This is a genomic window from Rhizobium oryzihabitans, from assembly GCF_010669145.1.
Lineage (GTDB): Bacteria > Pseudomonadota > Alphaproteobacteria > Rhizobiales > Rhizobiaceae > Agrobacterium > Agrobacterium oryzihabitans.
Genome location: NZ_CP048632.1, coordinates 715565 through 730897, shown reverse-complemented (window position 1 = coordinate 730897; position 15333 = coordinate 715565). Strand labels below are relative to the sequence as shown.

The 15333-nt window shown below is 58.8% G+C and carries 16 protein-coding genes; 12 read left to right on the top strand and 4 right to left on the bottom strand.

Features of this window, described 5'->3' with window-relative positions; genetic code table 11:
- Nucleotides 1–97 precede the first annotated feature (97 nt).
- Genes G3A56_RS04065 through G3A56_RS04050 form a run of 4 tightly spaced genes read right to left on the bottom strand, consistent with a single transcriptional unit; the run spans nt 98 to nt 2954 of the window.
- Nucleotides 98–529, bottom strand: coding sequence for an HIT family protein (locus G3A56_RS04065; protein ID WP_003496252.1), 432 nt, complete (start codon nt 527–529; stop codon nt 98–100).
- A gap of 21 nt (nt 530–550) precedes the next feature.
- Entirely contained in the window at nt 551–1750 is a 1200-nt protein-coding gene (locus G3A56_RS04060; RefSeq protein ID WP_082184188.1) for a GNAT family N-acetyltransferase, read from the bottom strand.
- Nucleotides 1747–2487 carry a glycerophosphodiester phosphodiesterase gene (locus G3A56_RS04055; protein WP_003496248.1) on the bottom strand — a complete coding sequence of 247 codons (741 nt, stop codon included), beginning with the start codon at nt 2485–2487 and terminating at the stop codon, nt 1747–1749. The genes G3A56_RS04060 and G3A56_RS04055 overlap by 4 nt, the downstream gene beginning before the upstream one ends.
- Nucleotides 2484–2954, bottom strand: coding sequence for a RidA family protein (locus G3A56_RS04050; RefSeq protein WP_003496246.1), 471 nt, complete (start codon nt 2952–2954; stop codon nt 2484–2486). The genes G3A56_RS04055 and G3A56_RS04050 overlap by 4 nt, the downstream gene beginning before the upstream one ends.
- A gap of 116 nt (nt 2955–3070) precedes the next feature.
- Between G3A56_RS04050 and G3A56_RS04045 the strand changes: the two genes are divergently transcribed.
- The 12 genes from G3A56_RS04045 (at nt 3071) to lpxA (ending at nt 15330) form a co-directional block, all read left to right on the top strand.
- Nucleotides 3071–3913 (top strand): cell envelope integrity EipB family protein, encoded by an 843-nt coding sequence (locus G3A56_RS04045; RefSeq protein ID WP_003496243.1) that lies wholly within the window; start codon nt 3071–3073, stop codon nt 3911–3913.
- A 192-nt stretch (nt 3914–4105) separates the two neighbouring features.
- Nucleotides 4106–4873: a 30S ribosomal protein S2 gene (gene rpsB / locus G3A56_RS04040; RefSeq protein ID WP_003496241.1), complete on the top strand. Its 768-nt coding sequence runs from the start codon at nt 4106–4108 to the stop codon at nt 4871–4873.
- Nucleotides 4874–5233: 360 nt separating this feature from the next.
- The gene (gene tsf, locus G3A56_RS04035; protein WP_082184189.1) at nt 5234–6160 is read left to right on the top strand and encodes a translation elongation factor Ts; all 927 of its coding nucleotides are present in this window, start codon (nt 5234–5236) and stop codon (nt 6158–6160) included.
- 97 nt (nt 6161–6257) lie between these two features.
- The gene (pyrH, locus tag G3A56_RS04030; RefSeq protein ID WP_003502561.1) at nt 6258–6980 is read left to right on the top strand and encodes a UMP kinase; all 723 of its coding nucleotides are present in this window, start codon (nt 6258–6260) and stop codon (nt 6978–6980) included.
- A gap of 67 nt (nt 6981–7047) precedes the next feature.
- Nucleotides 7048–7605, top strand: coding sequence for a ribosome recycling factor (gene frr / locus G3A56_RS04025; RefSeq protein ID WP_003496224.1), 558 nt, complete (start codon nt 7048–7050; stop codon nt 7603–7605).
- A gap of 64 nt (nt 7606–7669) precedes the next feature.
- Nucleotides 7670–8413, top strand: a complete 744-nt coding sequence (locus tag G3A56_RS04020; RefSeq protein WP_082184190.1) for an isoprenyl transferase — start codon at nt 7670–7672, stop codon at nt 8411–8413.
- On the top strand, nt 8413–9246 hold the full coding sequence (locus tag G3A56_RS04015) for a phosphatidate cytidylyltransferase (protein ID WP_082184191.1): 834 nt from the start codon (nt 8413–8415) through the stop codon (nt 9244–9246). Before G3A56_RS04020 ends, G3A56_RS04015 begins: the two co-directional genes overlap by 1 nt.
- A gap of 49 nt (nt 9247–9295) precedes the next feature.
- Entirely contained in the window at nt 9296–10417 is a 1122-nt protein-coding gene (rseP, locus tag G3A56_RS04010) for an RIP metalloprotease RseP (protein WP_003496218.1), read from the top strand.
- A gap of 199 nt (nt 10418–10616) precedes the next feature.
- The gene (bamA, locus tag G3A56_RS04005) at nt 10617–12941 is read left to right on the top strand and encodes an outer membrane protein assembly factor BamA (protein WP_035242544.1); all 2325 of its coding nucleotides are present in this window, start codon (nt 10617–10619) and stop codon (nt 12939–12941) included.
- A gap of 49 nt (nt 12942–12990) precedes the next feature.
- Complete coding sequence (lpxD, locus tag G3A56_RS04000; protein ID WP_082184192.1) at nt 12991–14058, top strand: UDP-3-O-(3-hydroxymyristoyl)glucosamine N-acyltransferase; 1068 nt, start codon at nt 12991–12993, stop codon at nt 14056–14058.
- Nucleotides 14051–14518, top strand: a complete 468-nt coding sequence (gene fabZ, locus G3A56_RS03995; RefSeq protein ID WP_080600365.1) for a 3-hydroxyacyl-ACP dehydratase FabZ — start codon at nt 14051–14053, stop codon at nt 14516–14518. The genes lpxD and fabZ overlap by 8 nt, the downstream gene beginning before the upstream one ends.
- Entirely contained in the window at nt 14515–15330 is an 816-nt protein-coding gene (gene lpxA, locus G3A56_RS03990) for an acyl-ACP--UDP-N-acetylglucosamine O-acyltransferase (protein ID WP_003496208.1), read from the top strand. The genes fabZ and lpxA overlap by 4 nt, the downstream gene beginning before the upstream one ends.
- Nucleotides 15331–15333: the final 3 nt, after the last annotated feature.

The following is a 15333-nucleotide window of genomic DNA, read 5'->3' as shown; positions in this document are numbered from 1 at the left end:
GATCAAGGACTTGATCGCACTGGACCCCGGATCAAGTCCGGGGTGACGGTGTGCGGATGCCGCTGTTCTGCCAAACGCGCAGGCGTCTCGGCACCCGTCACGAAGCAAGCGCCGCCTTTATCTTCTCCGCATGGGCTTTCAACACCTCGCCATCGGCCATCACACCGGAATGCGGCTTCAGCGGCTCTCCTTCCTTGCGCGGAATGACGTGGAAATGCAGGTGGAAAACGGTCTGACCAGCGGCCGGTTCGTTGAACTGGGCGATGAAGACGCCATCCGCATCGAAGGCTTCCTTGGCCGCCACGGCCAGTTTCTGCACCACGGGGATGGTTCTCGCCAGCACTTCCGGGTCGGCATCGAGCAGGTTGCGTGAGCCGGTCTTGGGAACGACGAGCAGATGACCCGGCGCCTGCGGCATCACATCCATGAAGGCCAGCGTATGTTCGTCCTCGTAAAGCTTGTGGCTCGGAATTTCGCCGCGCAGGATTTTCGCGAAGATATTGTTGTCGTCATAAGCGCTGGCCGTCATCGGTGATCTCCCCATCGCGGACTATGCGTCCGGTTCCTGTTCCTGTCTCTCGCCCTTGCGGAAGGGCGTGTGGTCTTCCAGATAGTCGCCGATATGCTCGACTTCTTCGCGCTCGCGCTGAAGATAGTCGGCAATGGCGCGGCGCAGACCCGGGTGAACGATGAAATGCGCCGAATGGGTGGTGACGGGCACATAACCGCGCGCCAGCTTGTGCTCGCCCTGCGCACCCGCTTCCACCCGCTTCAAACCCTTCGCCAGCGCGAAGTCGATCGCCTGATGGTAGCAGACCTCGAAATGCAAAAACGGATGATCCTCGATGCAGCCCCAGTGGCGACCATAAAGCGCATCCGAGCCGATGAAATTGATCGCGCCGGCAATATAGCGCCCCTCGCGTTTCGCCATCACCAGCAGCACATCATCGGCCATGCGCTCGCCGATCAGCGAATAAAACTCCCGCGTCAGATAGGGCCGGCCCCATTTGCGGCCGCCGGTATCCATATAGAAGGCGAAAAACTGGTCCCAGATATCCTCGGTCAGGTCGCTTCCGGTCAGCAAGTCGATTTCGATGCCGTTTTCCAGCGCCGCACGGCGTTCTTTCTTCAGCCCCTTGCGCTTGCGCGAAGAAAGGGCGTCGAGAAAATCACCGTGGTCGCGATAACCGTCATTGATGAAATGAAACTGCTGGTCGGTCCTGTGCAGGAAATCGCGCGGCAGAAGGGCGGAAAGATCGCTCTCTTCCAGAAATGTGACATGTGCCGAGGAGACGCCGATCTTTTCAGTCACCTGCGCGAGACCGGAGGCCAATAACGCCTTGAAGCGTGTCTCGTCTTCGTTTTCCGAAACGAGCAGCCGTGGCCCGGTTGCCGGTGTGAAGGGCACTGAACATTGCAGTTTCGGGTAATAGTGCCCACCCGCCCGCTCAAAGGCATCCGCCCAGCCATGGTCGAAGACATATTCGCCCTTGCTGTGGTTCTTCAGATAGGCAGGTATTGCCCCAACCAGCGCGCCGGACGCGTTTTCGAGAAGCAGATGGTGTCCAAGCCAACCGGTCTTGGCAGTCGCTGATCCGGAATCCTCCATGGATGATAAAAATTCGTGGGAAATAAATGGGTTGTAATATTTACCTAATGTATTGCGCGATGTTCCGGAAAGCCGCTTCCAGCTTTCCGGATCAATATCCCCAAGGGATTGCGCAACGCGTATGGAATAGTCTTCTGTCATGCCGTGGCGGAGGGGTTCTCTCTCGGGTCGAAACCTTCGAATGTCATCTGGTCCGCATATTTATAGGTAGTCTCGCGCGCATTTTCATCCCTGACCGTCCAGGTAATTACCGGAAGCCCAAGTTTTCTCTGCGCCTCGATGAAGCTGTTGGGCAGATGACCCCAATGATAGGAGATGAAATCGATTCCGGTTTGCATCGCCTCGTCATGTTTGAAGAAGTCTTCCGGCTTGTCGCCCTCGGCGGTCAGCCCGAGCGGCCAGGGCGAGCCCGCCGCCTTCAGATCCTTGAGGAGATGATGGTCGAAGCTCATCAGCGCCACATGGCCCTTGTAACCCTCGAGGTCCTCCAGCACCGCTTCGGCAAAACCGTCATCGACGCCTTCGCCTTCACGGCCTTTCAGCTCGATCACCAGTGGTACCTTGCCCGCGCAAAGCGTCAGAAGCTGCTTCAGCGTCGGGATACGGTCCTTGGTCTGGCCAACGGATAGGAGAGACAATTCACCGGAGGTATGTTCGCGTACGTCGCCCTTGATGCCCGTCAATCGGGCCATGTCGTCGTCGTGAAAAATGACGGGCACGCTGTCGGCTGCCAGCTGCACGTCGCATTCAATGGCGAAACCGGCCTCGATGGCGCGGGAAAAGGCCGAAAGCGTGTTTTCCCAGACCGCCTTGTTCAGATCGTGATAACCGCGATGGGCGACGGGCTCGGCCGTCAGCCAGGAGAGTTTAAGGGTCATGCTTCGATTTCCAGGATGGCGTCGATCTCGACGGCGGCATTGAAGGGCAGGCAGGCCATGCCGACAGCGGCGCGGGCATGCTTGCCGGCATCGCCGAGAACATTGGCGAGAAGGTTAGACGCGCCATTGATGACGAGATGCTGTTCGACGAATTCCGGAACGGAGGCAACGAAGCCATTCAGCTTGATGACGCGGCGGATTTTCGAGAGGTCGCCATTCAATGCGGCCTTGACCTGTGCGAGAATGTTGACGGCGCAAAGTTCGGCGGCGCGCTGGGCGCCTGGCACGTCAACATCGCGGCCGACAAGACCCGTCACCGCAATCTTGCCTGATTCCATCGGCAGTTGACCCGATACATAAAGAAGATTGCCGCTGATGGTGAACGGAACGTAGTTTGCGGCTGGTGCTGCCGCTACGGGAAGCGTAAAGCCAAGTTCCTTGAGGCGGCCTTCGATGACGTCCGACATTTTCGTCTCCGGTTTTGTTGTAAATCCTTCAAGAATCCGGCATTCAGAAGATGTTGATCCAAAAGCCGGGCGGTTGCTTGTACAATATGAGCGGTGAGTCCAACAGGAGATATTGCATGTTTGTCAGGACGCTTGGTTTCGTTGCCGCAACAGGGCTTATGACCGGCCTGTCGAACGCTGCCAATGCCTTGCCCGTCACGGTTCCGGATCTCGTTGCGCACCGCGCCATCTATGATCTCGAACTCAAGGATGCGTCCGACCGCTCCGGCATCGAGGGCATGACGGGCCGCATGGTCTATGAATTCACCGGCTCCGCCTGTCAGGGCTACAAGACGGACTTCCGTTTCGTGACGCAGATCAACACCGGCGACGCGGTCCGCATGACCGACCAGCAGACGACGACCTTCGAAGACCTGACAGCAAAGAAGTTCACCTTCGAGACCAAGTCCTACACGGACGACAAGCTGGACAAGGAAGTGCAGGGGGCCGCAGTCGACAGCAGTGAGGGCGTGAAGGTGGATCTGACCCGCCCGGACGCCCGTCAGGTCAGTCTCGTCGCCAGCGAATTTCCGACGGAACATATGGTCCAGGTCATCGAGCATGCCAGACAGGGAAAGCGCATCTTCGAATCCCGCATTTTCGATGGTTCGGATGATGGCGACGAAAGCCTGATCACCTCAACGCTGGTCGGCAAGTCGCAGATGCCGAAGGATGGCGACGCCGAGGCCGGCAAGGCGGGCGATTTCGCCAAGGCTGCATTCTGGCCGGTGACCATCGCCTATTACAACGACAAGACGGGTACGGACGCGCTGCCGATCTACCGCATGTCGTTCAAGCTTTATGAAAACGGAATCACCCGCGACCTGACGATGGATTACGGCGATTTCGTTCTGACGGGAAAGCTTGCGAAGCTCGATATTCTCAAGCCCGAAACCTGCGAAAACAAGCCTGTCCGCTGAAAGGCGGCTGTTTCTGCGGTTTTTTCGCATAAATGCTTGCATTTTCACGCGGGCGACTGTATGCGGCTCACCATTCCACACGCGAAGCTTGGGATGTTCCGGGAGAAATCCGGTTCGTTCCGCCCGGTGGTATCGATGAAAATCGGTGCTGTTCGCTTCGCGGGGGTTAAACCGGAAAAGGAGTAACAAGGCATGGCATTGCCCGATTTTTCTATGCGCCAGCTTCTGGAAGCTGGTGTTCACTTCGGCCACCAGACGCACCGCTGGAACCCGAAGATGAAGCCGTACATCTTCGGCGACCGTAACAACATCCACATCATCGACCTGGCTCAGACCGTTCCGATGCTGTCGCGCGCCCTTCAGGTCGTGTCCGACACCGTCGCTCGCGGCGGCCGCGTTCTGTTCGTTGGCACCAAGCGTCAGGCGTCCGAAATCATCGCCGACAGCGCGAAGCGTTCGGCCCAGTACTACGTCAACTCCCGCTGGCTTGGCGGTATGATGACCAACTGGAAGACCATCTCCAACTCGATCCAGCGCCTGCGCAAGGTCGACGAGATCCTGAACTCGGAAGCTTCCGGCTACTCCAAGAAGGAACGCCTGAACCTTGAGCGCGAGCGCGAAAAGCTTGAAAAGGCTCTCGGCGGTATCCGCGATATGGGCGGCGTTCCGGACCTGATGTTCATCATCGACACCAACAAGGAAAAGATCGCGATCGAAGAAGCCAAGCGTCTTGGCATTCCGGTCGTTGCGATCATCGACAGCAACTGCGATCCGGATCACATCGACTACCCGATCCCGGGTAACGATGACGCATCGCGCGCCATCTCGCTCTACTGCGACCTGATTGCCCGTGCTGCCATCGACGGTATTGCCCGTCAGCAGGGCGCTTCCGGCCGCGACATCGGCGCTTCTGAAGAAGCTCCGATCGAGCCCGCTCTCGAAGACGAGGCTGGCGCCTGATTTAGGCCCTGTCTGGCGGCGATTTCTTGATCGCCGTCTCCTCGACCAGGATATGACAAGGCCGTCAAAGACCTTCAATGGGTTGACGGCCTTGTTCGTTTCAAGCGCTCCGCTACGTTTTTAGGAAACCGCTGGCGTCTGACGTGGTTGAAACGCAAGGCAGTCTTCATAACGCTGTCACACTTCGGCGGCACCCATCATTCCGATGTATGGAGACGCCGCAGCACTTGGGAATGCGCATGCCCCTTTCCTGAAATCCTCTCCGGTTTCAAAGGGTGTGCGGCCGGGTACAGTCATCACCCAGAACTTCGGCACGGCAAATTCCGCCGGCTGACCGATCGAACCGATAAGAGGCAAACAATGACCGAAATCACAGCCGCAATGGTGAAGGAACTGCGCGAAAAGTCTGGCGCAGGCATGATGGACTGCAAGAAGGCTCTTGCTGAAACCAATGGCGACATGGAAGCGGCGATCGACTGGCTGCGCGCCAAGGGCATCGCAAAGGCCGACAAGAAGTCTGGCCGTACGGCTGCCGAAGGTCTGGTCGGCGTTGCCACCATGGGTCACAAGGCTGTTGTTGTCGAACTCAACTCCGAAACCGACTTCGTTGCCCGTAACGATGCGTTCCAGGACCTTATCCGCGGTATCGCCCAGGTTGCCCTCACCACCAACGGCACCGTTGACGCTGTTTCCGCTGCCACCTATCCGGCAACCGGCAAGTCCGTTGCAGACAGCATCAAGGACGCCATCGCCACCATCGGCGAAAACATGACGCTGCGCCGTTCGGCTGCGCTCGAAGTCGAGCACGGCGTTGTCGCGACCTACATCCACAATGCTGCCGGCGACGGCATCGGCAAGCTCGGTGTTCTCGTTGCCCTGAAGTCGGTTGGCGACAAGGCTGTCCTGAACTCCATCGGCCGCCAGGTTGCAATGCACATTGCTGCGACCAACCCGCTCGCCATCCGCGCTGAAGAAGTCGACGCCGCCGTTGCTGAGCGCGAGCGTAACGTCTTCATCGAACAGGCCCGCGAATCCGGCAAGCCGGAAGCCATCATCGAAAAGATGGTTGATGGCCGCATGCGCAAGTTCTTCGAAGAGGTCGCTCTTCTGTCGCAGGCTTTCGTCATCAACCCGGACATCACTGTCGGCGCTGCCGTCAAGGAAGCCGAAAAGGAAGCCGGCGCCGCCATCGAAGTGACGGGCATGGTTCGCCTGCTGCTCGGCGAAGGCGTTGAGAAGGAAGAAAGCGATTTCGCAGCAGAAGTCGCCGCAGTCGCCAAGGGCTGATTATATTTACCCAATCTTGGGAAAACGGGAGGGCATCGCGTGACAACGCGGTGCCCTTCGTGTATCCGCGTTTCGGTTACATTTCCGAGGAGTCATGATGTCTTCCAAGCCGATCTACAAACGTGTTCTTCTCAAGGCTTCCGGTGAAGCCCTCATGGGCGATCAGGGTTTCGGCATCGATGTGGCGGTGGCCGACCGGATTGCCTCCGATATCGCCGAAGCAAGGGCGATGGGCGTTGAAGTCGGCGTCGTCGTCGGCGGCGGCAATATTTTCCGCGGCGTCGCCGTGGCCTCCAAGGGTGGCGACCGCGTCACCGGCGACCACATGGGCATGCTGGCCACCGTCATCAACGCGCTGGCGCTCGCAACGTCGCTGCGCAAGCTCAGCATCGACACCGTCGTTCTGTCCGCAATCGCCATGCCTGAAATCTGTGAGAGCTTCTCGCAGCGCGCAGCTCTTCATCATCTCGCACAGGGTCGCGTGGTGATTTTTGCCGGCGGCACGGGCAACCCCTTCTTCACCACCGATTCCGCCGCAGCGCTGCGCGCCGCGGAAATGGGCGCGGAAGCCATCTTCAAGGGCACCCAGGTGGACGGCATCTATTCGGCCGATCCGAAGAAGGATCCGACAGCCACCCGTTTCGACGAGCTGACCCATAGCGAAGTGCTCGGTAAGGGTCTCGCGGTCATGGATATCGCGGCTGTCGCGCTTGCCCGCGAAAACCACATCCCGATCATCGTTTTCTCGATCCACGAGAAGGGCGGTTTCGCGCAGATATTGACCGGCGGTGGCCGCAAGACCATCGTGCACGACAAGTAATCAAGAAAAGATGCCGCCCCTCGGGGCGAATTCCGGCCGGAACGGCCGACAGAGATGGAGTATCAAGATGAGTGGTATTGACCTCAACGATATCAAGCGCCGCATGGATGGCGCCATCAATGCGTTCAAGAGCGATATCGCATCGCTGCGCACCGGCCGTGCTTCGGCCAACATTCTCGATCCGGTAACCATCGAGGCCTATGGCTCGCGCGTACCGCTCAACCAAGTCGCAAACATCACCGTTCCGGAGCCGCGCATGCTCGGCGTCAATATCTGGGACAAGTCGATGGTCAACGCCGTCGACCGTGCGATCCGCGAATCCAATCTCGGCCTCAACCCGATCGTTGACGGCCAGAACCTCAGAATTCCGCTGCCCGAGCTCAACGAAGAGCGCCGCAAATCGCTCGTCAAGGTGGCCCATGATTATGCCGAAAAGTCCAAGGTGGCGATTCGCCATGTTCGTCGTGACGGCATGGATGGTCTGAAAAAAGCCGAAAAGGACGGTGACATCGGTCAGGACGAAAGCCGTGGCCAGTCTGAAAAGGTCCAGAAAATGACCGACGACACGATTTCGGAAATTGACCGCTTGCTTGGCGAGAAGGAAAAGGAAATCATGCAGGTCTGATATCGCTTGCGATAGACCTGTATTTTATTCGTTTTAATTCCGCACTGCCTGTTACTGGATCGATATGCCGACGACGACACGTTCCTCCATACCCGAGCACGTCGCCATCATCATGGATGGCAATGGACGCTGGGCAAAACAGCGCGGTCTTCCGCGCGTGATGGGGCATCGCCGCGGGGTGGAGGCCGTGCGCGAGACCGTGCGTGCGGCGGGCGATTGCGGTATCCGCTATCTCACGCTGTTCGCTTTCTCGTCGGAAAACTGGCGCAGGCCGGAATCCGAGGTCAGCGACCTGATGGGCCTTCTGAAGGCTTTCATCCGGCGCGACCTTGCGGAACTTCATCGCGAAAACGTCCGTGTCCGGATCATCGGTGACAGGCAGGGGCTGAAAAACGATATACGCAGCCTTCTCGAAGAAGCCGAACAGATGACGGCTGATAACACCAAGCTGACGCTGGTGATCGCCTTCAATTATGGCAGCCGCGATGAGATTACCCGCGCAACGATGGCGATCGCCAGCGACGTCGCGGAAGGCCGGCTGGACGTGGCATCGATCACGCCCGAGATGATTTCGGCGCGACTTGACACGTCCGGAATACCGGATCCTGATCTGATCATCCGCACCAGCGGTGAGGAGCGTCTGTCGAATTTCCTGCTTTGGCAGGCGGCCTATTCCGAATTCCTGTTCATTCCGGAATATTGGCCCGACTTCGACCGCCAGCTGTTTTTCTCCGCAATCGAGCAATATGCATCGCGTGACCGCCGCTTTGGCGCAATCGCCGAGCAGGTTGCCGTGGCAGGCGCCTGATGAGCCGTGAACTCAGACTGCGGATCGTGTCCGCAATTGTCATGGCGGCGGTCATATTGGCCGCGACCTGGTATGGCGGCATTCTGTTCCGCATCGTGGCCGGTCTCCTGGCGATCCTCATCTATTATGAATGGTCGAAGATCACCCGCCTGTCGGAAACCAATTCCACCGGCAATGCCTGGGGCTGGTTTGCGGTCGCTGTCATCGCCGGCAATACGATTTTCGGCGAGCCTTCGCTCGATCTGCCGCTGCTCTCGGGCTTTACGCTGACCGCAGCCTTGTTTCCCGTTCTGCGCGGCAGGAACTGGTGGCTGGTGGGCGGCATCGTTTATGCGGGCCTGAGCGGCATATCGCTTGCGGCCATTCGCGGCGACGAGCTGACCGGTTTTGTCTCCATCCTGTTTATCTTTGCGGTCGTCTGGTCGACGGATATTCTCGCTTATTTCGTCGGACGCGCCATTGGCGGGCCGAAGCTTGCGCCGGCGATCTCGCCGGGCAAGACCTGGTCGGGCGCGATAGGTGGTGCAGTGGCCGCATTGATCGGGGGAGGCGCCGTGTCCCTCGCCTATCACGGCAGGATAAGCCTGCTCGTATTGGGGCTCGCTCTCATCCTTTCGGTATTCAGCCAGATCGGCGACCTCTTTGAATCCTTCGTGAAACGACGGTTTCAGGTCAAGGATTCCAGCCATCTCATTCCCGGCCACGGCGGCTTCATGGACCGGGTTGACGGTCTTGTTTTCGCCTGCTTTACGGTATTCCTCATTGCTTTCGTGCATGCAGCGGCAACCGGCGACGTACCCGGCTCGGGTGGCGGTCTCTTGCCGGGCTTCTAAGCGGCGCGAAAGGTCATGAAATAAAGGGCAGATTGTCATGAACACAGTAATGGCGGCGACCGGCTTTCTGACCGGCTATATAGTGCCCTTCATCCTGGTGCTTTCCCTGCTCGTTTTCGTCCATGAGATGGGCCACTACCTCGTCGGACGCTGGAGCGGCATCCGTTCCACAGCCTTTTCCATCGGTTTCGGCCCTGAGCTGATCGGCTTTACCGACCGGCACGGCACAAGATGGAAGATTTCCGCGATCCCGCTTGGCGGCTACGTGAAGTTCTTCGGCGACGAAGATGCGGCCAGCAAGCCGGATAGCTCAGGCCTGTCGCATATGTCGCTGGAGGAGAGGGCGCAGACGCTTTCCGGCGCCAAGCTGTGGAAAAGGGCGGCGACCGTTGCTGCCGGCCCAATCGCCAACTTCATTCTCGCCATCCTCATCTTCGCGGTCCTCTTCGGTGTCTATGGCCGGATGATCGCCGATCCCGTCGTGGCCGAAGTGCGTGAAAACAGCGCGGCCGCCGCAGCCGGCATACACCCCGGCGACCGTCTGATGGCGATCGACGGTGAAAAGATGACAACCTTCGAGGATGTCCGCCGTTATGTCGGTATCCGGCCTGGCACGCCGATCACCGTGACGGTCGAAAGATCGGGCGAAGAGCTTAAGCTGCCGATGGTACCGACTCGCACGGAAACCACCGACCAGTTCGGCAACAAGCTGGAAATGGGTATTATCGGTATCGTCACCGACCAGAGCAGCGGCAATTTCCGCCACATCGAATATTCGCCGTCGCAGGCGTTGCTCGAGGGCGTGCGCGAAACGGGCCACGTCATCACCGGCACCTTCAACTATATCGGCAACCTCGTCACCGGGCGCATGAACGCCGATCAGCTCGGTGGTCCGGTCCGTGTGGCGCAGGCGTCGGGCCAGATGGCGACACTCGGCATTTCGGCCGTTATCCAGCTGGCCGCCGTTCTTTCCGTGTCGATTGGTCTTCTGAACCTGATGCCTGTCCCGGTTCTGGATGGCGGGCATCTGGTGTTTTATGCAATCGAGGCCATCCGCGGCAGGCCGCTTGGCGCCGGTGCGCAGGAGGTGGCTTTCCGTATCGGCATGATGATGATTTTGGGTCTTATGGTTTTTGCAACATGGAATGATATCAGCAGCTTGATCGGCTGAGGATAGTGTTTTAACGGTTTTGTTAGGGACTTGTTTACCCTGTTTTTATGCCGAAGTGGCGAATGAGCCACTCTGGATCACGAAGTAAACAGAATTTAACGTTCTGACTTGCTTGTAGGGGAAAAGCAGGTAAAACGACGCACATGGCCGGAGTCGGGTTCCGCCCGCTGAGGGACAACGTAAAAAGGTAAGAATTGAAATGAAGGCTGGTTCAAGGTTTTTGAACGCTGTGTCGGCGGTTGCGCTGTCTGCTGGTGTTTCTTCGGTTGCGGGCCTCGGCGTGCTTGCCTCTGCTGGCGTTGCAAATGCAGCTGTCATCAGCAGGATCGATGTTCGCGGGGCCGAGAGGTCCGGTGCGGACTCCGTGCGTTCCAACATCACCATTGCGCCGGGTAAGAACTTTTCCAATTCGGACATCGATGAATCGGTGAAGCGTCTTTACGCCACCGGTTACTTCTCGAATGTCTCCATGCGCGTTTCCGGCAGCACGCTGGTCGTGACGGTGAACGAAAACCAGCTGGTCAACCAGGTGGTCTTCAACGGCAACCGCAAGATCAAGGACGACAAGCTGGCCGGCATTGTGCAGACCCAGCCGCTCGGTCCGTTCAACCAGGCTATCGTGACTGCGGATATTGCTCGCATCAAGGAAGCCTACGGTGCCATCGGTCGTAGCGACGTCGAAATCACCACCCAGACCGTTTCTGTCGGTCAGGGCCGCGTGAACATCGCTTTCGTCATCAACGAAGGTGAGCGCACCAAGATCGGCCGCATCGATTTCGTTGGCAACAATGCCTACAGCGACGGCCGTCTTGCCGCCGTCATCAACACCAAGAAGTCCAACATGCTGTCGTTCCTGACGCGTAAGGACGTTTATAACGAGGACAAGCTGCGCGCCGACGAAGAGGCGCTGCGCCAGTTCTACTACAACCGCGGTTATGCCGACTTCCGGGTCGTGTCTTCCGAGGCTGTGCTGGACGAGTCCAAGAACGAATACACCATCTCGATCACCGTCGACGAAGGTCAGCGTTACGATTTCGGCAACGTCGCCGTCGAATCGACCGTGCCGGGCGTTGATGGTTCCGAATTGCAGGGTCTCGTTGAAACCCGCCAGGGCGCAAGCTACAGCGCCAAGGAAGTTCAGCAGACCATGGAAGCGATTTCCAAGCGCGTTGCCGGCGAAGGTTATCCTTTCGCCCGCGTAACGCCGCGCGGCGACCGCGACATGTCCGGCAACACCATCGGTGTGACCTACATCGTCGATCAGGGCGAGCGCGCCTATGTCGAGCGTATCGAAATCCGCGGCAACACCCGCACGCGCGATTACGTCATTCGCCGCGAGTTCGATATTTCCGAAGGCGATGCTTTCAACCAGACGGTCATCACGGCGGCAAAGCGTCGTCTTGAGGCGCTCGGTTACTTCTCCAAGGTCAATATCTCGACCGCCGGCGGCAGCGCGCCTGACCGTGTCGTCATCGTTGTCGATGTTGAAGACCAGTCCACGGGTTCGTTCGGTATCGGTGCAGGTTACTCGCAGAACGACGGCGTGCTGCTTGAAGCATCCATCGAAGAGAAGAACTTCCTCGGTCGCGGCCAGTACATCCGTCTTGCCGCCGGTGCGGGTGAAGATGATGCACGCAGCTACACGCTGTCCTTCACCGAGCCGTATTTCCTCGGCTACCGTCTGGCTGCAGGCTTCGACCTGTTCAAGAGCCAGAGCCGCAGCGAAGACTATTACGATTACGATGAGCAGGGCTTTGCGCTGCGCGTCACCGCGCCGATCACCGAGAACCTCTCGACGACGTTCAAATACACCTACAAGCAGCTCAACTACGATGGTGAGGGCGATTGGGAAACCGGCAGCAATCTTGCCGAACCCTATAAGGCTCTGATCCGTGGTGGTGACTGGACACAGTCCATCATCTCGAACACGCTGAACTACAATACGCTCGATGACCGCAACATGCCGCGCGAAGGCTGGCAGGCTGCCCTGACGAACGAATTTGCAGGTCTCGGCGGCGATTCGGAATACTACAAGATCTACGCCAAGGCGCGCTTCTACTACACGCTGTCGGACGAGTACGATGTCATCGGCTCGCTCACCGGTCAGGCGGGTCACGTTGTTCCGACGGGCGACAATCTGCTGGTATTCGATCAGTTCAAGTTTGGCGGCCGTCAGGTTCGCGGCTTCAAGAACGACGGTATCGGTCCGCGCATCGGCAACGACTCCATCGGCGGCACGACCTACTTTGCGGCTTCCGCAGAAGTCACGGCCCCGATGCCTGGCGTTCCGGAAGATTTCGGCCTGCGTCTGGCTGGCTTCGTCGATGCCGGTACGCTGTACGGCAACAAGGTTGCAAACAGCGCAGGTGTGAAGGACGACAACTCCATCCGCGCATCCGCCGGTATCGGTGTGATGTGGGCGTCGCCCTTCGGCCCGATCCGCGTCGACTATGCCGTTCCGATCGCCAAGGAAGACTACGACGAGGAACAGCGTTTCCGGTTTGGCATGTCCAACACTTTCTGATATCGGCAGTCCAGAACTGCAACTTTGAACGTTCTGGAGTTTCCGGCTAATGGAATACAATGCCTTTTTTCCGCCCCACGATGGACTGCGATTGAAAGATATCGCAGACCGTTTTGGGGCGGAACTGTCTGACGACACGGCAGGAGAGCGGATCATAAGATCCGTTTCCCCGGTCTACCGGGCAAAGTCCGACCAGCTCTGCTATATTCTCACCCGCAAGAATCGCGATGAGCTGCAGACCTGCGAGGCTGGCGCCGTCATTTGTGACGCCGCGCTTAAGGATATGGTTCCGTCCCACATACCGGCGCTGATATCGAAAAACCCCCACACGCTCTTTGCGCAGATCGGTGCCTTGCTGCATCCAGCCGCCATGCGTCCCGCGACGATTGCGCCGATGGAGGGTGAAATCTCCAGTGCCGCGCATGTCGATCCTTCCGCGAAGCTGGAAGCGGGCGTGATCGTCGAGCCGCTTGCTATAATCGGCGCCGGCGCCCATATCGGTGCGGGCACGCGCATCGGCCCGGGTGTCATTATCGGGCCGGATGTACAGGTGGGCCGCGATTGCACCATTGCCGGCGGCGCGAGCATCCTTGCTTCTCTCATCGGCAACAATGTGATCATCCACAACGGCGCCCGCATCGGCCAGGATGGCTTCGGTTACGCGCCCGGTCCGCGCGGCATGCTGAAGATCGTCCAGATTGGCCGTGTCATCATTCAGGACAATGTCGAGATCGGCGCCAATACCACGATCGACCGCGGCACCATGGATGACACTGTCATCGGCGAAGGTACGAAGATCGATAACCAGGTCCAGATCGGCCACAACGTGCGTATCGGCCGCCATTGCGGCATCGTCAGCAAGGTCGGTATCGCGGGCAGCACCCGTATCGGCGACGGCGTGATGATCGGCGGTGCGGCGGGCATCAATGGCCATATCAATATCGGCGACGGCGTGCAGATCGCGGCGATGAGCGGTGTGGTCGCGGACGTACCGGCAGGCGCGCGCTACGGCGGAACGCCTGCACGTCCGATGAAATATTTCCTGCGCGACATGGCCGAAATTTTGGCACGCGCTGAAGGGCGTGATAAAAAAACAGGAGAAAAAAAAGATGACTGAAGAAACTAAGACGACGCTCGGCGCGGCTGACATTCTGGAAGTCATGAAGCTTTTGCCGCATCGTTACCCGTTCCTGCTCATCGACAAGATCATCGAGATCGATGGTAATAATTCGGCGATTGGCATCAAGAATGTGACGGTCAACGAGCCGCATTTCACCGGTCATTTCCCGGACCGCCCGATCATGCCGGGTGTTCTGATCGTTGAAGCCATGGCCCAGACCGCAGGTGCGATCTGCGCACGCAGCCAGGGTGAGGGTGGTTATCTCGTCTATTTCATGACCATCGACAATGCGCGCTTCCGCAGACCCGTCGTTCCGGGAGATCGTCTGGAAATCCACGTGGTCAAGCAGCGCCAGCGCGGCAATGTCTTCAAATTCCATTGCGAGGCAAAGGTGGACGGCGTGCTGGTGGCGGAAGCCGATGTCGGCGCGATGATGATCCCCGAGGACCAGCAATGAGCACGATCGCGGCTTCGGCCAGAATTCACCCGACCGCCGTTGTCGAAGACGGCGCGGTTATCGGTGAAAACGTCGTCATCGGTGCCCTGAGCTATGTCGGCGCGAAAGTCACGCTGCACGACGACGTCAAGCTGCACAATCATGCCGTCGTCTCCGGCCTGACCGTCATCGGCCGTGGGTCGGTCATCCACCCAATGGCGGTCATCGGCGGCACGCCGCAGGCGGTACGTCACGACGGCTCGGAAACGACGCTCGAGATCGGTGAGCGCTGCATCATGCGCGAAGGCGTGACGATGAATGCCGGCAGCTCCGATGGCAGCGGCAAGACGATTGTCGGCGACGACAATCTGTTCCTCGCCAATTCGCATGTAGCGCATGATTGCCGTCTCGGCAGCCATATCATCCTGTCCAACAATGTGATGCTGGCGGGACATGTGACCATCGAGGACCGCGCCATTCTGGGTGGCGGCTGCGCCGTGCACCAGTTCACCCGCATCGGTCGTCAGGCCTTCATCGGCGGGCTGTCGGCAGTCAATTACGACGTCATTCCCTATGGCATGTTGAACGGCAATCCCGGCATTCTCGGTGGCCTCAACGTCGTCGGCATGACACGCGCCGGTATAGACCGTGCGGATATCCACAAGGTCAGGCGCGTCTTCAAGCAGATATTCGAAGGCGAAGGCGCCATCCGCGCCAATGCAGCCGCGATCGACCGCGCGGAATATCTAGACTGCCCCCAGGTCATCGAAATCCTCGACTTCATCGGTGCGGATAGCGACCGCGCGCTCTCCTCGCCAAACCGGGGCAAGTGAGCC